This is a genomic window from Larkinella ripae, from assembly GCF_054780775.1.
Genome location: NZ_BAAGVR010000002.1, coordinates 1 through 23,647 on the forward strand (window position 1 = coordinate 1; position 23,647 = coordinate 23,647).

A 23,647-nucleotide genomic window follows, 5' to 3' on the forward strand; every position below is an offset into this window, starting at 1 on the left:
TACTGAATTGTCTCTTCTCATTTTCACCCATTTTGTCCACTTTCATTTGACGACATACACTTCTGATGAAAACCGTCCCAACAAATCCGACTCTCTCCACACCAAAGGCTGGCTCCGAAAGAAGTCAGCCTTTTGCTTGCCCTAAAACGAACGGCCCAATGAAGCCGGTTTTTAAAGGCTGTCTGGAAAAGCGATGGACGGAAAAAATAATAGAGAGCACGTGTTCATTCTATTGCAAAAAGAGATTTCTTTGCCAGAAAGTCAGATTTACCCAATGACACGCAAAACCACGTAACGAGGGCTGCCTGCAGAGCCAAAATGGGTGTTTCCAATTTTTCTTAACGTAACCAGTTGCATGTTTTCAACTAAGGACTATTCCAAAATGACACGGGAAGAATTAGTGTCCGAGGAGAAAAAAATCAAATCCCAAAAAACCATAACGGCCGTATTCATTGGTGTGGTAATTGGAATTGCCGTTTATGCAGCTTCCCATAGACGTTTTCTGCTTCCCGTTATGTTGCTAATTTTCGCTTTTTTGATTGGGTACAGGAATTCACAAAATCTGAAGAGCATTCAGGCAGAAATAAACCGCAGAGATCCTATTCAATAAGTTGCCCCGCCGTAATCACCACAACGGCCAATCGGGAATTCGTATTGAAACCGGAAAAGAGGTAGTCCTGGGCATTGGGTATTATTCGAAATGTTAAATGCGGATTCCTCTTGCCTCTATTCCATGCCTGACTACCATTCTCCAAAAGGCCTTATTTCGGCCAGGGTGCCCGACCCAATCAAGACGTAGTCGTCAAAATCGCTCATCACCTTCTCCCCTTTGGGCACGGCCTGCGTGAACGTTTTGTCACGAAAGCGGTTCTTCTTGACGCGATCTTCCAGCGTGTAACTGGCAAGACTGATCTTTTCGTAGGATTCAGCCTGTTTAGCCGAATAGTAAAAGTCGTAATACTGCACAGGAGATTCCTCCAGCCTGATGCTGTCGCTGCCGCTGGCCGCACCTGTTTGGGTAAAGCTGGGCGTCTTGGCGAAGGCCGCAGCGGTGAATAGCGAAAAGAGTAGAATTTTCATACTCCGAAAACCAGGGCCACCGCATTTAGTTTGTAAATAATTGAAAGTAATCCGGATAACGAGCCTGTGGTTCCGTAGGAAAAAACTTTACTCTAAACGCTACTATCCCTCCCCGACACGGACAGCTTCGGGGCAATTACGCGAATCAGCGGTTGAAATAGTGCCCGGCCCCAAGGTCTTCCAGCAAGCCGGGCTGCGTCGGCTGCCAGCCCAGTTGCTGCCGGGTTTGGTCGCTGGTGGCCGGACTATCAAATTGAATAAAGCGGCTCATCCAGTCAAAATGGGCTTCTGCTTCTTCCGGAGCGATCGACACAACGGGTAGCTTCAGGTGCTGGCCAATTACATCCGCAATCGTCCGGACGGCAATCCCTTCGTCACCAATCGCATTATACCGGCTCCCAGTCACGGCGCTCTCCAGGACCAGTCTATAAAGCCGGGCCGCATCCAGCCGGTGCACCGCCGGCCAGCGATTGCTCCCATCCCCGACATACGCCGATACGCCTTTTTTTCGGGCCGTGTTGATCAGGTAAGGAATAAAACCGTAATCACCCGCGTCGTGCACCGAAGGCGGCAGCCGAATTACGGACGCATTGACACCGGCCAGCGACAGGGCCGTTACTTCGGAGGCCCGCGGAAATCCCGGAGCCGGATCGGCCTCCGTGATGGTCTGCCCATCGGTTCGCACCCCCAAAATACCGCCGGTGACCAGCAGCGGACGGCTCGAACCTTTCAGCACCGCACCCATCGCTTCAATCGCCCGTTTATCCGTTTCCGCAGCCGCCAGGTAATTTGAAAAATCGTGAATGAAGGCCGTGTGAATCACCCCATCGGACTCCGCAGCCCCCTTTTTTAGACTTTCCAAGTCTTCCAGATTCCCTAGTAGCACCTGGGCGCCAGCCTCTTTCAGGGAGTGGGCCGAAGCATCCGAGCGGGCAAGCCCGACAACCTGGTGCCCTGCGCCCATTAATTCGTTTACAATGGCCGAGCCAATAAAGCCACTGGCTCCCGTTACAAATACCCGCATCGTTTTCATCGTCTTGATTGAAAAATTCCCATTCCTGTTTTGATGAGTCAGGGCCACTATAGCGCTCCTGATTTCTCCCTCAAAATTGGTTGATTCGCAGGCGGCAAACGAGGACATTTGTCCCTATTTTAACGAACGCGGTAGTTGGGATTGCCGGATGCGGGTCAGCGTCTTGAGCGAAACGCCCAGGTACGAAGCGATCATGCGTAAGGGAACGCGCCGGAGAATACCGGGGTAGGACAGAATAAAATCCTCATATTTTTCCTCCGGAGTCGCGCTAATGGCTTTGTAGATGCGGTTGCGGCTGGCATACAAGTTTCGGGAGATAAGCTGCTCGGAGAACGTCTTCAGCGCGGGCAGCTGGTGGAGCAGGGCATCGAACTGATCCCGGTTCCACATCAGGAGCTGACTTTCCTCCAGCGCATCGATGCAATACGCCGACGGGCTGCGATTGGTATAGCTTTCCCCTTCGGTAATCCAGCTAAGTTCGGGCGAAAACTGCATGAGGTGTTCGCTGCCATCGGGTCCCATGCGGTAGGTCCGTAAAAAGCCCTTGACAACAAACATTTTGTGGCGGCACACCTCGCCGGCCTGCAACAGGAGTTGTTTTCGGGGAACGGTTTTTTCAATAGCGGCCCGGCCGACGAGTCGGATCTGTTCGTCGGACAAGGTGGTTCCCTGCGCTTTGATGTATTCTTCAAAATAAGCCACCATACCAGACCGCAAAAGTACGCTTTATTGCGCTTAAAGCCCTACTCGCTGGACTTCTTCTAAACACACGATGGAAACTGAATGGTCCCTGCGAATTTTCCGCGAGCGGATTCGATTACGCGAGCGGCAATTCGACTGGCAAACTTCGCCAAACACCAAAGGCGGTATACCTGACTTGGCCTTTTGGGAAGATGGGTAAACCAATACACAAAGAGGTTACAACTTTCGCTGTAACCTCATAATTATCAGTGTGACCCCGGAGAGGCTCGAACTCTCGACCCACTGATTAAGAGTCATTGATCCTTTACTATTCGTTATTTTTCGTTCCCTCTCAATATCCTCAAAATCAGCATAAATATAGTATAAATACTGCTGGTTAGTATTGGTTAGTTTCGGTTATTTATATAGATTTGTGTAAACCGTTGTGTAAACCGGAGCTAACCAATGGGCAAAGCCACTGATCATAAAGATAGTGACGCGGGCGTCAAAGTAATCCTGTATAAATCGAAAACGTTGGCCGACGGATCGCATCCGTTGATGCTTCGAATCACCAAAGACCGCAAGCGTAAATACATCTCAGTTGGGGAGAGCTGCCTGCTAAAATACTGGGATGAGGAAAAGGATGAGCCCCGCCGTGGCCATCCGAATCGGAACCGGTTGAAGGAGGTTATCCGCGTATGGGAGTCCAGATACGCGAAGGCTGCCAAGGAGCTTAGTCAGGAAGAGAAACCATTCTCCGCAACCACTGTTGCCACTCAGGTTTCCAAAACCATCCGCAAGGTCAAAGTATTCTCATTTATTGAAGACGTCATCGAGCGTTTCACCCGGGAAAAACGATTAGGGTCGGCATCAACCGTAAGTACCCTGCGCGGTGCATTGTCGACCTTTGAAAAAGCCGAGCATCGCAGTCCCGAGGCTTTACTGTTTACCGATCTGACGCCGGGTTACCTGGATGACTTTCGGGTCCATTTAGCCGAGCGGGGTCTGGCCGAGATCTCGATGGCCGTTTATTTCCGTACGCTGCGGCAGGTGTACAACCAGACCATTAAGCGCCGGTTGGTAGCCGAAAAATACTATCCTTTCAAAGAGTTCAAGATCAGTCAATTTGATCTCAGGACCCGCAAGCGGGCCATCAGTAAAGCTGACATCGCGTCCATCGCAGCGCTGGAAGTGGATACGCCACGGCTGCTACTGGCCAAGCATCTGTTTTTGTTCAGCTACTACGGCGCCGGTATTAACTTCATCGACCTGGCCAACCTGACATACCAGAATGTTCAGGGCGGACGCTTGAGGTACGAGCGGCAGAAAACCGGACATTTATTCAACTTCAAATTATCGGAGCCTGCTCAGGCGATTCTGGCGTATTACCGACCATTCTCCAGTGCGGGTCCTGATGAGTACATTTTTCCGATTCTGGAAAAGGGGAAGCACGTTACCCCTTTACAGATTAAAAACCGGATCCATAAGAAGCTCGGGCAAATGAATAAGGACTTAAAAGTGCTGGCAGAAATGGCGGGCATTGATGTGGTGCTGACCACCTACGTGGCGCGGCATTCGTTTGCTACCGCATTGAAGCACTCCGGCGTGAATACGGCCGTGATCAGTGAAGCGATGGGGCACCAAACCGAGAGCATTACCCAGACGTACCTGGCGTCGTTTGAGAATGAGTTGATTGATGAGGCTTTTGATAATTTATAGATAGTTTTCTCTTGCACGCTCGCCAAGGTTACAATGTACTTTATTATTTTACAATAGTAACTTGTCGATCAAAGTCTTGCTTTTCAAGCTTAAAGCCCGATTCAATTAGTGGTTAACCCCTATATGAACCGCCCAAAGTTTAATATTAAGCTTTCTTAAAAAGTATTAGGGTGTTTAGTGATGAACAAGAAATGTCATTATTCGAACAAGAGGACGTTTGATGCGAAAAAGGTAGCCTGATTGAAGAATAAGAAATTATTCGTGTCTCAGGAAAAGGAGGGATTTGTAAGATTGTTAATGTCTATAAATCGGAGCAGCAACCATTTCTCCCAGCTAGATTACCTTAGTTAATTGCTTCGGATCATCCGCTCGGCGGCCCGACGATACTCATTGGGTGAATGCCCAATCCGTCGTTTAAACAATCGCATGAAATGCTGAGGATATTTGTAGCCTAATTCATAGGCTATTTGGCTCACCGATTTCCTTGAATCAAATAGTCGTTCTTTAGCCAGTTCCATCACCTTCGATTGAATGTATTCCTGGGCGGTTTTTCCGGTTTCTTTTTTGATCAGATCGCCAAAATAATTGGCTGATAGATTCAACTCATCCGCACAATAAGCGACAGTAGGTAACCCCTGAAGCTGGGGTTTGTCGGTCTGAAAGTATTCGTTTAACAACTGCTCAAAACGCTCTAAAATACCAATATGCACATGATTCCGGGTAATAAACTGTCGATCATAAAAACGGGTACAATACCCTAGAAAAAGCTCAATTGTAGCGACAATCAGTTTCTTGCTGTGTTTATCTATAGCGTGTTCTAATTCATACTCAACTTTAGAAAAACATTCCATCACGATTTGCCGCTCTCTGGCCGATAAATGCAGCGCCTCATATGATTGATAACTAAAAAAGGTATACTCTTGAATATGCCGCCCCAGCGGTGTCCCATGGATCAGATCTGGATGAAAGACCAAAGCATATCCTTTTGGCTGATAGGTCTCTCCATTGCTATTCATACCGGCCACCTGACCGGGCGCCATGAACACTAGCGTCCCTTCCTGATAATCGTAAGTGTGGCGTCCATAAACCAGATCACCGCATTTGACATCTTTTAAAAAGACAGTGTAAAAGCCAAAATACATACGGGAGCCTTGTCGGGGATCTGCTTTCGACAGATCGATGACACTGACCAGTGGGTGCAGCGTTTCGTTATTATTAAAGGCGTTGTAGTCGCTTATTGTCTCAAATCGACGCAGGGTATCCATAGCACAGTTGGTTAACTAAATCAAATTTACCGCTTTCCGGCCAGCCCACCTGATGCTAAACCAAGAATCAGGAATAATGGTAGTAATCCCCGTAATCTGTATACTATTCGGGCCGAGAAATAGAGGGACCTTTGCCTAACAATTAGTAACTACCTATGCAACAAGTAATTTTGAACAACGGGGTGGCCATGCCCATTCTGGGATTTGGCGTATTCCAGATACCAGACCTGGCCGAATGTGAACGAAGCGTATTGGAAGCGATTGCCACAGGTTATCGGCTGATCGATACGGCTGCTTCGTATGGTAATGAAGAAGCCGTAGGACAGGCTATTCAACAAAGCGGAGTAGCGCGTGAAGACTTATTTATTACAACTAAACTCTGGATTCAATCCGATGGCTACGAAGGCACCAAGAAAGCCTTTGAGGCTTCCCTTAAAAAGCTGCAACTCGACTATCTGGACCTATACTTGATTCATCAGCCGATGGGTGATGTTTACGGGGAATGGCGAGCTATGCAGGAATTCTATCAAGAAGGCAGAGTTCGGGCGATTGGCGTGAGTAACTTCCAGCCCGACCGGCTGATTGACTTAATCGTTCATAACGAAATCATTCCGGCGGTCAATCAGATTGAAACCCATCCCTTTCACCAGCAGATTGAGACACAGCGGTTCCTACTGGATAACGACGTTCAAATTGAATCGTGGGGGCCGTTTGCGGAAGGGAAAAACAACCTTTTTCAGAATGACCTGCTTCACTCAATAGGAATAAAATACAATAAATCAACTGCTCAAGTTGTCCTGCGTTGGCTTACGCAGCGGGGTATCGTAACCATTCCTAAGTCGGTTCGGAAAGAGCGCATGGAAGAGAACTTCAACATTCTTGACTTTGAATTAAGTGCGGCTGATATGGAAGCCATCAAAAGCCTGGATACAAATGCCAGCCTCTTCTTCGATCACCGTGATCCGGCTATGGTAAAATGGCTGGGTGAGCGTCAACTCAATCAATAAAAAACGTAATTATGAGAAGTCAACTTGTCAGTAAACTGATCCTGCTTGTAGCCGTAGCCGCATTTTCAACGCAAGCAAGAGCACAAAACGCTCCTATCTTTCCAAAGGGGGAACTAGCGACCACCAAAACGCACGTGGGTGACGTTTGGCTAACCGAAGTGAGCGGTGCCGACAGCACGTTCACGTTCGGGATTGCCCAGGCCGTTTTTGCCCCCGGTGCCCGACTCGACTGGCATTCGCACCCGGGTGGACAAATTCTTCTTTTTACTGATGGCGAGGGGTACTATCAGGAACGGGGTAAACCCCGACAGACCGTTCGTAAAGGGGAAATTGTTAAGTGTCAACCGGGTGTGGAGCATTGGCACGGGGCAACACCGACCAGTGGCGTTACGTACCTGGCCACTGGACCGGCAAAAGGAAGAACGATCTGGTTCAAGCGGGTATCTGATGAGGAGTACGGCACGAAAAAGTAAGTTAACAACTGGGTAAAAACGATAACCAATTGAACGTATATTATCATGAAAACAGCAATTTTGGGATTTCTCCTATTCTTCATTAGCGTGCAGCAGTCACAGGCTCAGGCGAGCCTACCCAATTCAACTGCATACAGCCCGACAAAATCAGAAAAGGAAATCATTCAACTCTCCAAAGACAAGTGGCGCTGGATGGCCGATAAAAACGTAGATTCTTTGGGGACTTTGTTTGACGAAAATCAGTATTTGTTCACATGGGCGGAAGCTGGGGCAAGGACCAGGAAATTAATACGATCAAAAGCGGAAACATCTGGTACAAGAAAGCCGAGGTCTATGGTGCTTCTGTCAATTTGGTGGGCAACACGGCCATCCTGTTAAATGACATCGATTTAGTTGCTGTCGTCGGTGGCAACGAAGTCGTCAACCCGTTTATGGTGACGGAGGTATATGTGTCCCAAAACGGCAAATGGAAGCTAGGCTCACTTACCTTTTCAAGGCTAATGAGGCCCGTCAAGATGACAAAATAGTCACCACGAACAGCACGCTCACTGACATTATACTGAATCGTCGTTACCTACCAAAAAAAGCATGACTCAATTATTGAATCAAGTAGTAACCGGATTCCTGTTGTTGGTTTCAGCCTGCTTATCGTTGCCTACGGAGGCGGTTTATTCCCCTGATTCTTCATTGACTATGGGAAATAGACAACTGGTAGATTCCAGTAAGGTGTTAATTGTGTATTTGTCGCGTACCAACAATACGAAGGCACTAGCTCAAATCATCCAGAAACAGGTAGGGGGAACTCTGGTCGCCATTGAATTGGAAACGCCTTATCCGCAGAAATACCAGTCTATAGTACAGCAGGTCGTGCGGGAAAACGAGACGGGTTATTTACCACCCTTAAAAACAAAAATTGCCAATATTCAGCAATACAATATGGTATTTGTCGGCTTCCCAACTTGGGGCATGCAATTGCCTCCGCCGATGAAAAGTTTTTTACAGCAATACGACCTAAAAGGGAAAACAGTCATTCCATTCAACAGCAATGGCGGTTATGGTATTGGGAGTTCATTCCAGACTGTGAAAGAGCTTTGTCCAAACAGCCACGTACTGGAAGGCTTTATAACGCGGGGTGGATCGGAACGGGATGGCCAATTACTGGTTATTCAGGGAGAGAAGGTCAACAAAGCCGAAATAGACGTAAAAAACTGGTTGCGTACCATTAACGTACTTAAATAAATCAACGATGATGGAAACAAGAACGTTAGGAAAAAGTGGCCTGCATGTGTCGGCACAAGGGCTGGGCTGCATGGGTTTGAGCTATGGCTATGGCCCAGCAACCGACAAACAGGAAGCTATTGATCTGATTCGTGCCGCCATTGAAAAAGGAGTTACCTTCTTCGATACAGCGGAAGCCTATGGCCCGTTTAAAAACGAAGAATTGCTGGGTGAAGCGTTGCAGCCATTCCGGGACCAGGTGGTGATTGCCACCAAGTTTGGCTTCCAGAATGGCGATTCGACCAAAAGACAGGATAGTCGCCCAGAGCGTATCCGCCAGGTAGCCGAAGAAGCGCTGAAACGATTAAGGACGGACCGGATCGACTTGTTTTATCAACACCGGGTTGACCCGGCTGTACCGATGGAGGATGTGGCGGGTACGGTCAAAGAACTGATTGGGGAAGGTAAGGTTAAGTATTTCGGACTGAGCGAAGCAGGAGTACAATCCATTCGGAAAGCACATGCCGTTCAACCTGTTGCTGCCTTGCAAAGCGAATATTCACTCTGGTGGCGGGAGCCGGAAAAAGAGATTCTACCAACGCTGGAAGAACTAGGCATTGGTTTTGTCCCGTTTAGCCCGTTAGGGAAAGGGTTCCTTACGGGAAAAATTGACGAGAATACCCAATTTGACAAGACGGATTTCCGCAATGTGGTTCCCCGCTTCTCGGAAGAAAATCGGAAAGCGAACCAGCAGTTGGTTGACTTACTGGGCGACATTGCTATTCAGAAGGCCGCCACACCGGCTCAGATTGCTCTGGCCTGGCTCTTAGCCCAGAAATCTTGGATCGTTCCCATTCCCGGAACAACCAAACTGCATCGGTTGGAGGAAAATATTGGGGCCGCATCCGTTGAGCTTTCCGTTGATGACATTATCCAGATAGACACGGCCTTTACCGCGATTCCGGTACAGGGTGATCGTTACCCAGCCCATTTGCAAAAACGAGTGGGTAATTAACGACATGTTTAACCGGATCACGGTGCTGCGTCCTGAGACATGGTCAAGGCACTGGAGAAGAATCTAGTTGAGCCAATAGTGCCCAGCATGAAGATCAACTAAAAACTGTGCCTTCACTCCTATTTGTACGAATGAAAACTGCCCGACTTTATCTGATCTTAACCGTATTTGTCTCAAGTGGAAACTTCGTTCTATATGCACAAAACCAGATGGGCCAACCAATTACTTTGTCGTTAAAGCAGCAAAATATTATAACTATAGCCTCCCTTAGCGCCAAGGGAGATTTGCAAAAACTACAATCAGCCTTAAATGCAGGTTTGGATGCAGGTCTGACGGTTAACGAAATCAAAGAAGTTCAAGTCCATCTATATGCCTATTGTGGATTTCCAAGGAGTATTCGTGGATTACAGACGCTTATGTTAGTTCTGGACGAGCGAAAGAAAAAAGGCATAACTGATAAAGTGGGTAAGGAAGCCTCATCAATCATTAGTAGCGAGCCTAAGTACGAACGCGGCAAAAAAGTCCTTGAACAACTTACTGGACAGCCAGAGACGGGACCGAAGCGGGGGTATTCGGCGTTTAGCCCGGAGATTGACGTTTTTTTGAAAGAACATCTGTTTGCGGACTTATTTGAGCGGGATGTGCTTAGTTATACCGACCGGGAGCTGACCACGATCTCCGTGCTGACTAGTATTGGAGGGGTTGAACCCATGCTGCAAAGCCATTTGGGTATTTGTCTGCATGTAGGGCTGAGTGAAACCCAATTGAAGCAGGCGCTTGACTTGATCGAAACTGCCATCGGCAAACCCGAAGCCGAAGCCGGTCGTAGGATTCTGACCCAGGTAGTCTCATCAAGGCGATAAGTAAATGATTAGTAAATAAGCTATAACGCCTATGAAGCCAGCCAACTCAAGGAAAAACATTGGAATTGTACTACAGCTCGTCCTACTCATCAGCGTTGTCAGTTTTAAGACAAACGGCCAATCCCGTATAGAATCGTGTATAGATACTGGCGCTATTTTTTCAAAAGGGGAGCGAGCACCGATCAGTAACTTTACCGGAACCGTCTGGGTGCAACAATTAATCCAGTCCGACAGTGCTTTTAATATACCAGTAGGCTACGTTACCTTCGAGCCGGGTGCCCGTTCGCATTGGCATAGCCACGCGGGCGGTCAGGTCCTGCTGGCATTAGGTGGCATTGGCTACTATCAGGAAAAGGGGAAACCAATTCAAATTCTTCAGAAAGGAGACGCAGTGAAATGCCCTCCGAACGTGCCGCATTGGCATGGCGCTTCGCCAACGGTCGAATTTAGGCAGGTCGCCATAACACCCAATACAGCTACTGGTCGAGTCACATGGTTACAGCCGGTGAGCGATGCAGAGTATACCGCTGTAAAGAAATAAGCCTCCAGCAATTGATTCCAAAAGGGTCTTCTAAAATATAATGCTGCATATTGGAACAATTTAAGTGGGTTTTATACAGGAAGTGAACTCCTATGACACTATAACTTTTTTTATGGACCATTTGCTTATTAATACAGATCCGGCATACGACCGAATTTTTCGCCCAATAGTACTGTAGATTCCGTTTTGGTTGTGTGTAGTTGTTTTCGTGTCGTTGGTCGAAAAGTTTTAATTCGTCTGGCTCTTCTTGATTAAATTGCTGATACCCACCACTTCTTTTCTTTGTTTTCCAGAGCGCATAGAAAGCTAGCCCCAATGAAAACAGTAATAATGGTAGTAACACCTGTAATCTGTATACCAGCAAATAGGTAGATAAACGAGAAATTTGTCAGATTTCCTATTGACTTCGAACCAAGCGTCGGTGCCGGCTTAAGCCTAAATTTTAAGTTTTCTGTTTACTCTTATTGAGTGCGCATGAAAGAAATTAACCGTATCCTGGCCATTTATGATCAACTAGACTACGCTCAGCGCAAAGTAGCGCTAGCAACAGTGGTTTATGTAGAAGGATCAGCTTATCGCCGTCCCGGCGCCCGGATGCTGGTCAGTGACGATGGTCGCTGGGAAGGAGCCATCAGTGGGGGCTGTTTGGAAGGCGACGCCCTGCGCAAAGCCCGTCAGATCATGCTGGATGGCAAACCGATGGTCGTTCGCTACGATACCATGGATGATGACGTCAATAGCTTAGGCGTAGGGCTTGGGTGCAATGGCATTATCGACGTGTTTATTGAGCCCATCGATCCGGCTGATCCAATCAACCCTATTGCCCTTTTGCGGGAATTTAGTCTGGTCCGCGACCGGCGCGTCATCGCCACAGTTTGCCGTAAGACCCCTGACATAGATTTTCGAGAGGGCAGCCGCTTTGTGCTTACTGGGCTACAAACAGACCAAATACCTACCTGGCTTCGAGTAGATATGGAATTAGTCATGGCGGCTGGTAAGTCCACGACAATGATGATACCCTTGCCCGGTGGAGCCGTTGATGTCTTTATTGAGCGGATGAACCCGGGCATCGAACTGGTGATTTTTGGGGCAGGCTACGATACAATTCCGCTTACCCGCCTGGCGACCGAGATCGGCTGGCGGGTTACAGTGACCGAAGATTGTATTGCCCATTTAGCGCCTAAACGATTTCCTGAAGCTACCTGTTTGCTTCATGCCAATGCCGATGCCGTAACGGACAAACTTTCGTTTACGGATCAGACCGCTGCTGTATTAATGTCGCATAACTACCACTACGATTTGGCCGTATTAACCCGGCTACTGGAAACGAATGTGCCGTATATCGGGATGCTGGGTCCTCGAAAACGCTATGAAAAAATAAAGACCCAATGGAATAGAATGGGCCGATCATTTGATTCTGTGACCCTTAAACGGGTTCATTCGCCTATTGGATTAGATCTGGGAGCCGAAACACCCGATGAAATCGCACTGTCCATTCTAAGTGAAATTAAGGCCTTTTTTAGCGGGCGCAGCGGTGGTTTTCTGGCGGAAAGGTCAGGACCCATTCACGAACGGGCAGCCTCCGGTCAGGAGATTGTTTTTCATTGATAACCAGTTCAAATTGAACCCAAAAGAATATTTTTAGATAACAAATTAAACCCTATCACTGTGGCCATCTATAATCTGAAAATTAACGGAAAAATCAGGCAGGTGACGGTCGATCCGTCGACGCCTATGCTCTGGGTATTACGTGATCATCTAGATTTGCCAGGTACTAAATACGGCTGTGGTATCGCCCAATGCGGAGCCTGCAAAGTGCATGTAGACGGTGTAGCCGTACCTTCCTGCCAACTACCGGTTTCGGCCGTCGGCAAGCAGGCCATTACCACGATCGAAGGACTGTCAGGCAAGGGTGATCACCCGGTCCAGAAGGCTTGGATTGAACACGATGTCGCCCAATGTGGCTACTGCCAGGCAGGCCAGATTATGACGGCGGCCGCGCTGTTGAAAGATAATCCTAAACCGTCCGACGCCGACATTGATGCCGCCATGAGCGGGAATATTTGCCGGTGTGGCACCTACCTGCGCATCAAAGAAGCGATCAAATCAGCGGCAAAAGAAGCCGCAAGCTCGTCCACTCGTAAATAACTCTTAGACCATGAATACTCCTAAAACGACCTATAATCGGCGTTCGTTCTTAAAGGCTTCGCTGTTGGCGGGTGGTGGCATGATGCTCAGTGTTAGCTGGTTATCCAATGCAAAAGCCGCAGATAAACTTCAGGCCCTAAACGTTCCTGACCAATGGAACCAGCTCAATGGGTACATTCAAATCACGGCGAACAATGTGGTCAAACTCATCTGCCCCAATCCGGAGTTTGGTCAGAACGTGATGACATCCCTACCCATGATGGTCGCTGAAGAATTGGATGTCGATTGGAAAAACGTGGTGGTTGAGATGGGACCTCACGATAACACGAAGTTAGGACCTCAGTTTACGGGGGGTAGTAATTCGGTCCGCATGTACTGGAAACCGCTCCGGGAAGCCGGAGCAGCCGCCCGGCAGATGCTCTGCGAAGCAGCCGCCCAAATCTGGGGCGTACCGGCGGGGGAAGTGACGGCCAAAGACGGTGTGTTGCGTCATGCAGGCGGCAAATCGGCGAAGTATGGAGAGATGGCCAGTAAAGCCGCCACCCTGGCGGTGCCCAAAGGCACCAAGCTAAAAACTCCGAAGGATTTTACCATTGTCCGGAAATCGAAAAAGAATGTAGAAGGCCAGAAGATCGTCACTGGTAAGCCCTTGTTTGGCCTGGACTACCGGGCTCCAGGCATGCTTATCGCTATGATCCAGCATCCGCCCGCCTTCGGCATGAAACTTAAATCGTTTGATGCGGCCCAAACCCTTAAAATGCCGGGCATTAAGGAGGTATTCGCCCTTAAATTGTACGAAGACGGTTTCGAACAAGGCGGTTTTGATACCCGGACGTTTAATGATCTGCTGGTCGTCGTGGGTAAGAGCACCTGGGAGGTTATGAATGCCCGTAAGAAGTTAAAGGTCGTGTGGGAGCCTACTGGCGATACAAAAGATACTATGATGGGCAGGGGAGGAAAACGGGAAGTTACAGTACCCGGTGATCTGGAAAGTACCTCGGCCCAACTGGAAAAAATGCAGGAGTACGCTAAAAAACCAGCTCAACAATTACGTAAGGACGGCGACCCCGAAACGGCGTTTAAAAATGCAGCTCAAATTATCGAGCGAACCTATAATGCGCCATTTTTAGCGCATAACTGCATGGAGCCGATGAATTTCTTTGCCCATGTGACTGATGAAAAAGCACTATTGGTCGGGCCCTTGCAAGCGCCGGGTTGGACCGAGCCTACACTGGTAAAACGGCTAGGCCTTCCTGCCGATAAGATTGAGATTCAGATGACGCGGATGGGCGGTGGCTTTGGCCGTCGGGCTTATGGGCATTATTTGATCGAAGCCGCCTTGATTTCCAAACGAGCTAAAGCGCCGATCAAATTGATCTACACCCGCGAGGATGACATGACCTATGGAATCTATCGCCCGATGTACACGGCAACCTACCGGGCGGCTTTGGATGCGAACAAAAACCTGGTTGGATTTCATGTGAAAGGGGGCGGCATTCCGGAGCATGCCATCCATGCGAATCGGTTTCCAGCCGGAGCGGTGGATAATTACCTGGCTGAAGGTTGGGAGATTCCCTCCAACATCACCATCGGGGCGTTCCGCGCCCCGCGCTCCAACTTTAACGCGGCAGCTGAGCAATCATTTTTAGATGAAGTCGCTGAGGCTATGGGTAAAGACCCTATCGAGTTTCGTCTGGAGCTCTTAAAAAAGGCCAAAGAGTCTCCCATTGGCAAGAATAATGAGTATGACGCGGATCGGTACGCAAGTGTATTGACCTTGGTACGGGATAAATCGGGCTGGAACAAGGCGGGTAGTGAGAAATATCACCGGGGGGTAGCGGCTTATTTTTGTCATAACTCCTATGCAGCCCATGTGGTGGATATGGTGACCCGGGATGGACAGCCCTATGTCGAGCGGGTGTTCAGTGCGATGGACTGTGGTATTGTCGTTAACCCTGATGCGGCTACCAATATGGTTCAGGGGGCAGTGATTGACGGGATCGGTAATGCTTTTTACGGAGCTTTAACCCACAAGGCTGGTGCGGCTGAGCAAACCAACTTTCACAACTACCGCATGATTCGGCATAACGAGGCTCCGAAGAAAATTGAAGTTCATTTTGTTGAAAATGACCTGGACCCGACCGGCTTAGGGGAGCCTCCTTTTCCACCTGTGTTCGGGGCGGTAGCCAATGCCTTATATAAAACCACCGGAAAGCGGCAGTATAATCAACCCTTTAAGCCAGTACTGGACAAACGGATTTAAGGTGAGGTAATCCAAAAAGTATAGAGCCGGGACTGAGTTGATCAGTCCCGGCTCTATACTTTTTAGCCAATCCATTATTCATCGACTAAGCGGTATATCGTTATAGCTGCCAACTTCTGGAATCGTAACGGAAATAGCTTTGGTGTCAGCGGGTGGCGCAGGGAACTTAAACCAAACCGTAACCGGCTTATCGTTAGAAGAAATACTAATTTTGATCCGTTTATTATCCTGATCCGTCTGTATCGGGGAGGCCATGAACTTGCCGGACTGGTCTTTGAGTACGTTATATTTTTTAGCAGTCACTTCATCGATCACGACTACCTGATCAATGTCGTAATTTGACAAGACTCCTTTACCTTCAGTTCCAGGTTTGTATTGTAGTTCAACTGTTAAAATATTTCCGTTTACCTGTGCTTTGAGCAAATCGACTTGCGAATCATGAGGCCCTTTTTGAGAACTAAGCAGAGCTGGTGGTGGTGGATTGGGATGTTCCATAACCGTCTCAGTGTTGATTATCGTATCTGACTGGCTAGTTGACCCATTTGTTGATTTATCAGCCGAATTGCAGGCTAGTAGACAACCACTTAGTAGCGCAAGTGAAAGTTTAGTTGAAACGAACTTAGTATGCATGGGGCATTGAGTTTAAGACCTGCCAGTCAAATTGATCAACAGCTAACCGTTACGTTTGTTTTTAAATTGCACTCACGAAACAAACTGTCTACGAACACATTAACTATAGTTAGATTTAGTTCGCCATTTTAAGACAGTAACCTCCTGCTTAAGAACTCTCCTTTACTTTCTCCTACAGTCTCACTTAACGTCTCATAAATCAACGTTCCTTTTTCGATCTCACACATGAGTTCGTGCGACCGTTTTACAAAGATGTAACCAGCATCCTACTTTTGTAAAGTAATGTTGTTTGGGCTGCTTTCCAGTGCAGATTAAATGTTTTCTTTTCCAGGCAAATTAGTTTCTAAGTGGCTAAATTAGAGCGCCACTAACTTGTAAAAGACCTAGTTTTACAAGTTAGTGGCGGGGAGTGTTCACTGAAATCACTTCTTGAATACTATTTCAATTTATCCATACAAAACTTGCCAATACCTTCCATATCCTCTCAACAGCATCTTTTCTTACAATAATTTCAGTATTTTGACTGTGGCCATTACAAAGCATCAATGTTCCCTCTATTACCTGCTGATAATCCTTGACTCTTCGGATCAGCAGCTCATCATTCGCTAAAATGACGTATACACCGCCTGGTATAAAATCAGGCTCCCATTCTTCAACCAGCAACTTGGTCTGACTTTCGAAGAGGGTGCTTTCTGCGTCCACAGCCATTTCAAAGATGAGGTGTTTATCGGTGATCACCTGCTTTCCCTCTGGATCAACCCAGTAAGGAAAGACGTCTTCGATCCCCGCTTTGCCCATTCGGATGAAAGCCTCCCGAGTTTCTTTAGTTATATAAGGAATCTCGACCCAATCCTCCGGCCGTATAAGTCTAAAATCAAATACGTCATCCTGTGAAAAGTGAAGCAAATCGTTGTTTGATCCCATGGTAAGGCCTGTTAATTACAAACGTCCAAATTTCATAATCCCTTTCCAGACTCGTTCAATATCGGCCTTATCGATGGTGATACTACCAAAGGCTTCGTTATCGGAATGCAAGGTCAGCGTTTGAGAATTATTAAAGGCATTCTCTTTTAATCGGCGGATGATCATCTCACCATTATAGACAATCACATAAACACCCGGTACAATGGCATCAACATCCCACTCTTCAGCCAAGACTTGTCCGTTCACCATCAGCGTGGGGGCCATCGAGGCATCGACGGAGTCAAACACCAAATGCTTGTCCGTATAGATTATGTCGTCCACTAAGGGAACTGAAAACGTATCTTCCACGGCGATGCGTCCCATCCGAATAAAAGCTTCGCGGGTTTGCTTGGTCACATACAATACTTCAGTAAAAGCTCTAACATCCAGAGGTGTTATACGGCCTACGCTATTATGAACGGGAGCGATAGGATTAACCTTGTTATTATCCATTAGTATAACCGTTGTTACTAACTTTGGAAATCGTCCTTGGAATCGGTAGTGTCAGAAAACAGGACTATCTATGATCCTAATTACTTTCCATATATGCCGAATCTGGTCAACGGGAACATTAATACTGCCCCCAGTAAGCACATTGTCAGAGTGCAGTGTTAAATATCCTTTTGAAATTAAATCGTTGTTTTTCACTCGTTTGATTACGAAAGAGTGGGCGTAACTCACCGCATAAACGCCTGATGATAAATATTCCCAATTACCGGGATCAATCCATTTACAGCGAACCTGAGAACCACTAGCCAATTGAGGTTCCATACTATCTCCGTTTACTTCAAAAACGACATTGTCCTTTACTTCTTCTCCCTTTTTGATTCGGACTTTAATTCTGGAGAGGTTGCCATAGTTGGCTTCGGGGTCGGACATTTCAATAATTCCGGCCCGAAGGGGCACGGGTGCATACGGTAAAATTACGTATTCGTAATCGTCCTCTACTACCATACTTAAATTATTAGCCGGGATAGGCTTTTTGCTGCCTATACCAAAAAGAAGCCATTCTATACTATATCCATACTTTTTGTGTATAGCTTCTGCTATCTTTTTGGAGATAGGTTTATTGCCGCCAGCAATTGCAGGGATGTAAGATTCTGAAAATCCAAGCTCTAAGCTCATTCTACGAGCATTTGTATTTTGCTCACTAAGAACTAACTCAATTCTCTCTGCGGAATTCATGTTTTTAATCGCTGACACAATCATTTAATTATCAATTAGTTAATAATTTTTACAAAAAAAGAAGCGATAATTATTCAAAAAAGTATTGATTTTCTATACTTTTTGTATAGATTTGCTCACAATCATTAACAATTATACACAATAATTCACGATACGCCATGATTGAGCAAGAAAAACCAGTCATTCTGAGTGAGCGGTTAACCCGCGCCTACAAGCGAATACCGAGTGGTTACCTGCGTAGAGAAGCGGGTAAGCTGTTTTGCCAAATTCATCATTGCTCCGATGAGGTGTTCCGCCAGAAACGAATTGGTAAATCATCTGTGACGGAGATGGAGTGCGAATGGTTGGAAAAATACGATCCCTACAAGCAGCCTGTAACTGTCTGACGCCATGACTCAGACGTATCTGATTACCCTGGATCAGGCCAGCCTGGAAAACCTGATCACCGACTGCGTCGACCGGGCCTTGAAACGCAACCAGGCCCCCGGGCAACCGGATCTGGAGGCTGCCCCCTACGGAACCTTCAAGTGGTTTCTTTCGGTCTTTCCCGTTCCCGAATCAACGGCCCGTCAAAAGGTAGCCAAAGGCGAAATTCCCGGCGTGACCAAGATTGGAAAACGATTGCTGTTCAACAAAGCCGAGGTCATGCAGTGGTTGCTGACCAATCGCAAGGTTACGCCGGCCGACGTGGAAAAGGCCGCTGAAGACCAATTTGCCAACTGTCACCAGCCAACGCGCGACCACCGCTAAGCGTCAATCTCATTCTCACAACCTTTAAACCCGTTCACCATGACACCCCAACTAAAAGCCCCGGCGCCGGATTCTGACGACCCGGAAGTTGCCCGGTTTACCGTCAAGAGCCCGGATATGAAGCCCACTTTGAAACCCGGCGACCGCGTGCAGGCCCGCCTGATCCCGCCCACCCAGTGGCCCACTATTCACAATAGGGTGGTGTGCGTGGAAACCAACGACGGCTTCGCTCCCCTGATCATGCGTCTGACGAAAAATAAGCGGCTGCAAACCGCGCATTTAGCCCTGCACTCGGAGCCGGATCGCTATGGTCGCACGGTCGACATCGGCGTTCCGCTGACGGTCATTGATAAAATCTGGCAACTCACCCACCGGGTGGAGGGCTTCGTCGACTGATCCTGCCCGATCGCCAGCTTTCAAGAGCATTCTTTTCAGTACCAACCTTTTCAATTTTAAATAATCACTACGATGAACTCTGCAATCTCTTTTCGCATGCCATCCCCAATGCCGTTTGAGCCCGTCCGTAAAGCAGCGGCAACGTCTCAACCAGCTTCTTTTCAGGGCGGGTCCCTACTTCATCCCCTGACCATTACCGACGGCTTTTGCCGCTCAGCCTTCGAGGCTTCCCTCATCTTTATGGCCGCCCGAAAAGGCTACCCGCCGACCAACCGCTATTATGTATACGTCGCCTATCTAAAGAACTTCAAGGTGGTCGAGGTTCAACGATTGATGCAGCAGCGGGGTTATAACCATATCATTGCGCTGGGTTCGGTGGTCAAACGCGCCAGGGGGCTAGGCGTTACCGATGTGATTCTGTGCACGGCCACCTGGTCGACCAACGAGCAGCCCTTTGCCGAAGAGCAGATCGATGAAGTGCAAAGCCAGTACGAAACCCTGCGGGACCTATTCGGCATCAACCTGGTCGACAACATCCGTCTGTCGCCGACTTGTTTTTATTCCTACTTCGCCGATTGTGAGCGGCCCTACCGGGTTCCACAAAAGGATCAGCCCTACGGTTCTATCGATCGGCACTACACGACCCAGTTTTAGGCTCACCTTTTAACCGCGCTTCCGGTTCAATGGCCGCCCTCATTCACCTCCACTTTTAGCCCTGATGAGCTACATCGATTACATCAACCGTTTCTGGCAATGCGAGATCGAGCGTGTTATCGCCCCAAGCGACGCAAAGTTGTACTTCTATTTACTACATACCTGCAATGCGCTTCGGTGGAAACAACCTTTCGGGCATTCGGATAGGCATCTCAGCCTGGCGCTGGGCATGTCGGTCAACACGGTACGCGAATCGAAGAACCGGCTCAAGCAACTGGGTCTGATTGATTTCCGGTCTCCCGACAAGGGATCCAAAGGCATTGATGGACAAACTAAAATCTGGTTTCCGTCAACCGTGTCAAATTCTGATCCAGTTGAGTCAGGCAAACCGGCCGCCACGGGAAAAGTAACCGGATCAAAAAATGATACGGTTGCTGATACAATTCGATCAACCGTATCAAAAAATGATACGGTTCCTGATACGGTTCAAGTAACCGGGTCAAAAAATGACACGGCTGCTGATCCAGTTGATGTAACTGTGTCAAAATCTGATACGGATGCTGATACGGTTCACCCATCAACTGTATCAAAATTTGATAGGGTTTCTGACACGGTTCCTGATACGGTTCCTGACACGGTTGCTGCTACGGTTCCTGCTACCAACAATAGACTAGATAAAGAGAAGATAAATTCTTCTGCCGCTGACGCGGCGGGCTCTTCTTTTTCAACAACAAAAACGAGTAGCGACTCGGATTCAGACAAAGAAGAAAAAGCCTACAAGCTCACGCATCAGATCCGGCTGACCATCGAACACCTGTATCCGGAATACTACTGGGATGTGAAAGATGGCACCCACGCTAAAAAACTGGGTGAAAAGCTTCGACAGTCGGTCAAGGTGCGTCAAAACCGGCCGCCCACCGATGCCGAATGCATCGATGGGCTAAAAAGGCTCCTTTCTGAATCCCAGAAGCTGGCCCCGTTCTATCAGTTTCGCGACATGCCCACGTTCAACGAACGCTTTAATCAGATCATTACGCAAATCAAATCCAGTCACTCCAGGACGAGTCCGGCTGCTTCTGAATCCAAGCGATCCAAATTGGAAATCCGGTGAAAAAGCACGTATCCCAACTCCCCAATGGGGCCTTTCGGCACACGGTGCCCATTCCCCCCAACCTGAGCGCCTCGTTGACCTGGACGTTTCTGGCGAGCCTGTATGTACACAAGCCCCAGAGTCGGCTGAAAACGACGACTCACCTGCCCTTCAAACCGCGCATTCGGCCGCACCAGTCCCTTTCTGAGCCGGAACGCGAAGCAATGGAGGAAGAACTTTTACTCATCGAATGGAAACAACTGCGGAACACATGAAAAAATCACTGGATGTCCTGCCCAGAGACGAGGTTACCGAACGGGCCGTGGTGGCCTCTCTATTCGCTTACCCCAGGCTGCTCAATGATTGCTGGTCGATCTTAAATCAGGGTGAGGTATTTACCCACGAAGGCTATCAACTAATTGCCCGGACAATTCATGCCCTTTTTCTCAATGGCCAGCCCATTCGGATGGCCACCGTCCTGAAAGCCCTCAAGCAATCGGGCCAGATCAAGAGACTGGCCGAAACGACGATAGACCTGGACGGTCTCGATCGGGAAGGGCAGATCATGGAAAGTGAACGGGATTGTCTGCATCTAAGGGAATTGTGGATTCGCCGCCAGGCTATTCTGGGAGCCCAGTCGATTCAAACCACGGCTTATGCCGGTGGTGAATCCGTCGACACCCTAACAGCCCAGGTCAATCTTTTGGCGGATCTGATTAGCTCCGGCATGAGCATCAGCCGGGAAAAGACCACCAAACAGTTCGTTGCCCAGGCCCTGCAACGGATTGAAAGCGCCATGAACAAGCCCCAGGGTATTTCCGGCGTCGATACGGGCCTTAAAAAGCTTAACAACCACTTCGGAGGTTGGCAAAACGGGGTGATCCTGATTGCGGGTCGGCCGGGGATGGGAAAAACCATCGTGGGCGTCTATGCCGCTATGGCCGCTGCCCGTTCCGGCAAACCGGTGGGCTACATCAGCCTGGAAGTCGATGCCGCCGAACTGATCATTCGGGCCTTTGCCGAAGCGCTGCTGATTCCCTACGAGGCTATGAATACGGGCAAAATTACCCCGCAGCAGTTCAGCCGGATCCATGAACTGGCCGGTGAAATGGAGCAGCTCCCCATTTACTTTTACGATGACGAGCCCCGCGATATTGAAGACATCCGGAACCTGTTAATCGACTGGCACCGGCGCTATAAAATTGAGCTGGCGGTGATCGATTACGTCCAGCTGATTGAAGACCGGACGCTGCGCGGGGAATACGAGGTGGCCAGCCAGGTCAGCAGGAAACTCAAAAAGCTCCAGCGAAGGCTGAAAATACCCTTGATCGAACTAGCGCAGCTCAACCGGGACAACGAGAAGAAGGAGGATAAACGGCCGCAGATCTCGGGCCTGCGCTCGACGGGCCAGCTGGAGCAGGATGCCAGTGTGATTATCCTGCTCTACCGGGATGACTACTACAAACTGCAAAAAGCCGAAGAGCTGGGTGAAGATGCGACCCTGGATTATGCCCTGGATATGATTGTGTGCAAGAACCGCAACGGGCGGGTGGGGACCGCTTACCTGTTCGTCGATGCGGCCACCAATCAACTGGTGGATTACCACCACCAGCTCAAACTCCAGGCTGATCAAACTAACTGGTATAACCCCCTTTCGGAAAAAGACAACGCATTTTAAGACTTTATCTGCCTGAAGCTCATGGAAACTTCGACAAGGAATCAGAACGATCAAAAGATGATGTGGCCCGATTACGTGCTGGTTAGCGGCCAACAGGCGCTGATCTCCGCCCGTGGATTGTACCAATCCTTTGGACACCGCGTGGACCGGTACTTTCCCGACTGGTTCAATCACCGCGTTAGCAAACTGGCCCTGGTGGCCGACCGTCACTACCGGCTTAAAAAGCTCTTTCGGGGCCGGATTGACTACCTGCTGACGCTGAAAACCGCCCAGCAACTGGCCACCTATGAAAAAGACCCAACTGGCCACTACCGGCAGCAACTGGCCACCCTGGCCGAATGCCTGCAAAAAGAAGGCATCGCGACGGATTTTGGCGATGCCTTGAATGAGGTAGCCATGAATCTGGAAGGCCTGAAAGATACCCACGGCCGTAGCCTGGAGCTTTTCCCGACCCCTAAACCAGCCAAGCCTAAAGAGGTCACCCTTCAACGGCCAATTGTACCAGTTCCCATTTCCGGTCTGACACCGGCACAGGTGATCCTGCAGGCGGCACAATTGCTTGTGGAACACGAACAAAAACTCAACGCCTTACAGAGCCAACTGGGTCAACTGGTCGCGATTCACCAGCAAAGTGCCGTGCAGTTGATGGGCCTTCCATCAACGATGTCACCGCCCCAGCAGACTGTGCGCAGCCGCATCCGCGAGCTGGTCAATGAATACTGTCATGTCAACCGGCTGCATCAGGATCAGGTGTACCCGCAGATCTATCACAAGCTGCTGTACGGCTATAACATCAACGTGAAAGCCTACAAACGCGGCACTTCGGAGACGTATCTGGATGTGGCCGAACGCCACGGTTTTCTGGACAAGGTGTTGCTGATCGTGACCCATTATTTTAAGGCCAATGCCCCCCGAACTAGTTCGGCAGATCGGCCGGAATCCGGAGCCGAAGAAGCGGATGATGACCAGCCGTTTTAACGTGGGTCAATAGTCTC

The 23,647-nt window shown here is 48.7% G+C and carries 28 protein-coding genes; 20 read left to right on the forward strand and 8 right to left on the reverse strand.

The genetic code is table 11. From position 1 onward, the window contains the following. Positions 1-741: 741 nt before the first annotated feature. From ACYVHX_RS04495 to ACYVHX_RS04505, 3 genes are all read right to left on the reverse strand, one after another. Positions 742-1,080, reverse strand: a complete 339-nt coding sequence (locus ACYVHX_RS04495) for a hypothetical protein (protein WP_460670422.1) — start codon at positions 1,078-1,080, stop codon at positions 742-744. A 145-nt stretch (positions 1,081-1,225) separates the two neighbouring features. Continuing rightward, entirely contained in the window at positions 1,226-2,113 is an 888-nt protein-coding gene (locus ACYVHX_RS04500) for an SDR family oxidoreductase (RefSeq protein ID WP_460670423.1), read from the reverse strand. Between the two features lie 114 nt (positions 2,114-2,227). Next, positions 2,228-2,818, reverse strand: coding sequence for a Crp/Fnr family transcriptional regulator (locus tag ACYVHX_RS04505; RefSeq protein WP_460670424.1), 591 nt, complete (start codon positions 2,816-2,818; stop codon positions 2,228-2,230). Between the two features lie 67 nt (positions 2,819-2,885). Between ACYVHX_RS04505 and ACYVHX_RS04510 the strand changes: the two genes are divergently transcribed. Next, entirely contained in the window at positions 2,886-3,014 is a 129-nt protein-coding gene (locus tag ACYVHX_RS04510) for a hypothetical protein (protein WP_460670425.1), read from the forward strand. A 245-nt stretch (positions 3,015-3,259) separates the two neighbouring features. Beyond that, positions 3,260-4,513, forward strand: coding sequence for a phage integrase SAM-like domain-containing protein (locus ACYVHX_RS04515; protein WP_460670426.1), 1,254 nt, complete (start codon positions 3,260-3,262; stop codon positions 4,511-4,513). Positions 4,514-4,860: 347 nt separating this feature from the next. Here the strand turns inward: ACYVHX_RS04515 and ACYVHX_RS04520 are convergent, their stop codons facing one another. Then, positions 4,861-5,778 (reverse strand): helix-turn-helix domain-containing protein, encoded by a 918-nt coding sequence (locus ACYVHX_RS04520; RefSeq protein WP_460670427.1) that lies wholly within the window; start codon positions 5,776-5,778, stop codon positions 4,861-4,863. Between the two features lie 155 nt (positions 5,779-5,933). On the opposite strand from ACYVHX_RS04520, the gene ACYVHX_RS04525 reads away from it, so the two are divergent. The 10 genes from ACYVHX_RS04525 to ACYVHX_RS04570 all read left to right on the forward strand — a co-directional run bounded on the left by ACYVHX_RS04525 (position 5,934) and on the right by ACYVHX_RS04570 (position 15,306). After that, positions 5,934-6,785, forward strand: coding sequence for an aldo/keto reductase (locus ACYVHX_RS04525; protein WP_460670428.1), 852 nt, complete (start codon positions 5,934-5,936; stop codon positions 6,783-6,785). Positions 6,786-6,796: 11 nt separating this feature from the next. Beyond that, positions 6,797-7,258: a cupin domain-containing protein gene (locus ACYVHX_RS04530; RefSeq protein WP_460670429.1), complete on the forward strand. Its 462-nt coding sequence runs from the start codon at positions 6,797-6,799 to the stop codon at positions 7,256-7,258. Between the two features lie 254 nt (positions 7,259-7,512). Then, positions 7,513-7,785: a nuclear transport factor 2 family protein gene (locus tag ACYVHX_RS04535; protein ID WP_460670430.1), complete on the forward strand. Its 273-nt coding sequence runs from the start codon at positions 7,513-7,515 to the stop codon at positions 7,783-7,785. 61 nt (positions 7,786-7,846) lie between these two features. After that, positions 7,847-8,497, forward strand: a complete 651-nt coding sequence (locus ACYVHX_RS04540; RefSeq protein ID WP_460670431.1) for a flavodoxin — start codon at positions 7,847-7,849, stop codon at positions 8,495-8,497. 10 nt (positions 8,498-8,507) lie between these two features. After that, a complete protein-coding gene (locus tag ACYVHX_RS04545) occupies positions 8,508-9,491 on the forward strand; it encodes an aldo/keto reductase (RefSeq protein ID WP_460670461.1) in 984 nt (327 codons plus the stop codon). A gap of 131 nt (positions 9,492-9,622) precedes the next feature. Next, complete coding sequence (locus tag ACYVHX_RS04550; RefSeq protein ID WP_460670432.1) at positions 9,623-10,354, forward strand: carboxymuconolactone decarboxylase family protein; 732 nt, start codon at positions 9,623-9,625, stop codon at positions 10,352-10,354. A gap of 31 nt (positions 10,355-10,385) precedes the next feature. Next, positions 10,386-10,895: a cupin domain-containing protein gene (locus ACYVHX_RS04555; protein WP_460670433.1), complete on the forward strand. Its 510-nt coding sequence runs from the start codon at positions 10,386-10,388 to the stop codon at positions 10,893-10,895. Between the two features lie 474 nt (positions 10,896-11,369). After that, positions 11,370-12,503 (forward strand): XdhC family protein, encoded by a 1,134-nt coding sequence (locus tag ACYVHX_RS04560; RefSeq protein ID WP_460670434.1) that lies wholly within the window; start codon positions 11,370-11,372, stop codon positions 12,501-12,503. A 60-nt stretch (positions 12,504-12,563) separates the two neighbouring features. Next, positions 12,564-13,043 (forward strand): (2Fe-2S)-binding protein, encoded by a 480-nt coding sequence (locus tag ACYVHX_RS04565; RefSeq protein WP_460670435.1) that lies wholly within the window; start codon positions 12,564-12,566, stop codon positions 13,041-13,043. 10 nt (positions 13,044-13,053) lie between these two features. Beyond that, positions 13,054-15,306, forward strand: a complete 2,253-nt coding sequence (locus tag ACYVHX_RS04570) for a xanthine dehydrogenase family protein molybdopterin-binding subunit (RefSeq protein WP_460670436.1) — start codon at positions 13,054-13,056, stop codon at positions 15,304-15,306. A 78-nt stretch (positions 15,307-15,384) separates the two neighbouring features. Here ACYVHX_RS04570 and ACYVHX_RS04575 read toward each other — a convergent pair whose 3' ends face one another. From ACYVHX_RS04575 to ACYVHX_RS04590, 4 genes are all read right to left on the reverse strand, one after another. Then, positions 15,385-15,801, reverse strand: a complete 417-nt coding sequence (locus tag ACYVHX_RS04575) for a hypothetical protein (protein WP_460670437.1) — start codon at positions 15,799-15,801, stop codon at positions 15,385-15,387. Between the two features lie 576 nt (positions 15,802-16,377). Beyond that, a complete protein-coding gene (locus ACYVHX_RS04580) occupies positions 16,378-16,860 on the reverse strand; it encodes a hypothetical protein (protein WP_460670438.1) in 483 nt (160 codons plus the stop codon). A gap of 15 nt (positions 16,861-16,875) precedes the next feature. Then, entirely contained in the window at positions 16,876-17,352 is a 477-nt protein-coding gene (locus ACYVHX_RS04585) for a S24 family peptidase (RefSeq protein WP_460670439.1), read from the reverse strand. A 51-nt stretch (positions 17,353-17,403) separates the two neighbouring features. Further along, positions 17,404-18,084 carry a S24 family peptidase gene (locus ACYVHX_RS04590; protein ID WP_460670440.1) on the reverse strand — a complete coding sequence of 227 codons (681 nt, stop codon included), beginning with the start codon at positions 18,082-18,084 and terminating at the stop codon, positions 17,404-17,406. Between the two features lie 158 nt (positions 18,085-18,242). Here ACYVHX_RS04590 and ACYVHX_RS04595 point away from each other — a divergent pair, with 158 nt between their 5' ends. From ACYVHX_RS04595 to ACYVHX_RS04630, 8 genes are all read left to right on the forward strand, one after another. After that, a complete protein-coding gene (locus ACYVHX_RS04595; protein WP_460670441.1) occupies positions 18,243-18,470 on the forward strand; it encodes a hypothetical protein in 228 nt (75 codons plus the stop codon). Positions 18,471-18,474: 4 nt separating this feature from the next. Next, positions 18,475-18,834, forward strand: coding sequence for a helix-turn-helix domain-containing protein (locus tag ACYVHX_RS04600; RefSeq protein ID WP_460670442.1), 360 nt, complete (start codon positions 18,475-18,477; stop codon positions 18,832-18,834). A 39-nt stretch (positions 18,835-18,873) separates the two neighbouring features. Further along, positions 18,874-19,230 (forward strand): hypothetical protein, encoded by a 357-nt coding sequence (locus tag ACYVHX_RS04605; RefSeq protein WP_460670443.1) that lies wholly within the window; start codon positions 18,874-18,876, stop codon positions 19,228-19,230. 72 nt (positions 19,231-19,302) lie between these two features. Beyond that, complete coding sequence (locus ACYVHX_RS04610) at positions 19,303-19,884, forward strand: hypothetical protein (protein WP_460670444.1); 582 nt, start codon at positions 19,303-19,305, stop codon at positions 19,882-19,884. A 64-nt stretch (positions 19,885-19,948) separates the two neighbouring features. Then, entirely contained in the window at positions 19,949-20,995 is a 1,047-nt protein-coding gene (locus ACYVHX_RS04615) for a hypothetical protein (RefSeq protein ID WP_460670445.1), read from the forward strand. Further along, the gene (locus ACYVHX_RS04620; protein WP_460670446.1) at positions 20,992-21,249 is read left to right on the forward strand and encodes a hypothetical protein; all 258 of its coding nucleotides are present in this window, start codon (positions 20,992-20,994) and stop codon (positions 21,247-21,249) included. Before ACYVHX_RS04615 ends, ACYVHX_RS04620 begins: the two co-directional genes overlap by 4 nt. Then, entirely contained in the window at positions 21,225-22,652 is a 1,428-nt protein-coding gene (locus tag ACYVHX_RS04625) for a replicative DNA helicase (RefSeq protein WP_460670447.1), read from the forward strand. The genes ACYVHX_RS04620 and ACYVHX_RS04625 overlap by 25 nt, the downstream gene beginning before the upstream one ends. A gap of 21 nt (positions 22,653-22,673) precedes the next feature. Beyond that, the gene (locus tag ACYVHX_RS04630) at positions 22,674-23,630 is read left to right on the forward strand and encodes a hypothetical protein (protein WP_460670448.1); all 957 of its coding nucleotides are present in this window, start codon (positions 22,674-22,676) and stop codon (positions 23,628-23,630) included. The last annotated feature ends 17 nt before the right edge of the window (positions 23,631-23,647 follow it).

Coding starts and splice junctions, on each gene's coding strand:
- ACYVHX_RS04605 (WP_460670443.1), top strand. CDS start 18,874: ATGACACCCCAACTAAAAGCCCCGGCGCCGGATTCTGACGACCCGGAA.
- ACYVHX_RS04520 (WP_460670427.1), bottom strand. CDS start 5,778: ATGGATACCCTGCGTCGATTTGAGACAATAAGCGACTACAACGCCTTT.
- ACYVHX_RS04505 (WP_460670424.1), bottom strand. CDS start 2,818: ATGGTGGCTTATTTTGAAGAATACATCAAAGCGCAGGGAACCACCTTG.
- ACYVHX_RS04495 (WP_460670422.1), bottom strand. CDS start 1,080: ATGAAAATTCTACTCTTTTCGCTATTCACCGCTGCGGCCTTCGCCAAG.
- ACYVHX_RS04540 (WP_460670431.1), top strand. CDS start 7,847: ATGACTCAATTATTGAATCAAGTAGTAACCGGATTCCTGTTGTTGGTT.
- ACYVHX_RS04625 (WP_460670447.1), top strand. CDS start 21,225: ATGGAAACAACTGCGGAACACATGAAAAAATCACTGGATGTCCTGCCC.
- ACYVHX_RS04545 (WP_460670461.1), top strand. CDS start 8,508: ATGGAAACAAGAACGTTAGGAAAAAGTGGCCTGCATGTGTCGGCACAA.
- ACYVHX_RS04595 (WP_460670441.1), top strand. CDS start 18,243: ATGATTGAGCAAGAAAAACCAGTCATTCTGAGTGAGCGGTTAACCCGC.
- ACYVHX_RS04550 (WP_460670432.1), top strand. CDS start 9,623: ATGAAAACTGCCCGACTTTATCTGATCTTAACCGTATTTGTCTCAAGT.
- ACYVHX_RS04610 (WP_460670444.1), top strand. CDS start 19,303: ATGAACTCTGCAATCTCTTTTCGCATGCCATCCCCAATGCCGTTTGAG.
- ACYVHX_RS04590 (WP_460670440.1), bottom strand. CDS start 18,084: ATGAATTCCGCAGAGAGAATTGAGTTAGTTCTTAGTGAGCAAAATACA.
- ACYVHX_RS04525 (WP_460670428.1), top strand. CDS start 5,934: ATGCAACAAGTAATTTTGAACAACGGGGTGGCCATGCCCATTCTGGGA.
- ACYVHX_RS04535 (WP_460670430.1), top strand. CDS start 7,513: ATGGGCGGAAGCTGGGGCAAGGACCAGGAAATTAATACGATCAAAAGC.
- ACYVHX_RS04515 (WP_460670426.1), top strand. CDS start 3,260: ATGGGCAAAGCCACTGATCATAAAGATAGTGACGCGGGCGTCAAAGTA.
- ACYVHX_RS04560 (WP_460670434.1), top strand. CDS start 11,370: ATGAAAGAAATTAACCGTATCCTGGCCATTTATGATCAACTAGACTAC.
- ACYVHX_RS04555 (WP_460670433.1), top strand. CDS start 10,386: ATGAAGCCAGCCAACTCAAGGAAAAACATTGGAATTGTACTACAGCTC.
- ACYVHX_RS04575 (WP_460670437.1), bottom strand. CDS start 15,801: ATGGAACATCCCAATCCACCACCACCAGCTCTGCTTAGTTCTCAAAAA.
- ACYVHX_RS04585 (WP_460670439.1), bottom strand. CDS start 17,352: ATGGATAATAACAAGGTTAATCCTATCGCTCCCGTTCATAATAGCGTA.
- ACYVHX_RS04570 (WP_460670436.1), top strand. CDS start 13,054: ATGAATACTCCTAAAACGACCTATAATCGGCGTTCGTTCTTAAAGGCT.
- ACYVHX_RS04580 (WP_460670438.1), bottom strand. CDS start 16,860: ATGGGATCAAACAACGATTTGCTTCACTTTTCACAGGATGACGTATTT.
- ACYVHX_RS04500 (WP_460670423.1), bottom strand. CDS start 2,113: ATGAAAACGATGCGGGTATTTGTAACGGGAGCCAGTGGCTTTATTGGC.
- ACYVHX_RS04530 (WP_460670429.1), top strand. CDS start 6,797: ATGAGAAGTCAACTTGTCAGTAAACTGATCCTGCTTGTAGCCGTAGCC.
- ACYVHX_RS04630 (WP_460670448.1), top strand. CDS start 22,674: ATGGAAACTTCGACAAGGAATCAGAACGATCAAAAGATGATGTGGCCC.
- ACYVHX_RS04510 (WP_460670425.1), top strand. CDS start 2,886: ATGGAAACTGAATGGTCCCTGCGAATTTTCCGCGAGCGGATTCGATTA.
- ACYVHX_RS04600 (WP_460670442.1), top strand. CDS start 18,475: ATGACTCAGACGTATCTGATTACCCTGGATCAGGCCAGCCTGGAAAAC.
- ACYVHX_RS04615 (WP_460670445.1), top strand. CDS start 19,949: ATGAGCTACATCGATTACATCAACCGTTTCTGGCAATGCGAGATCGAG.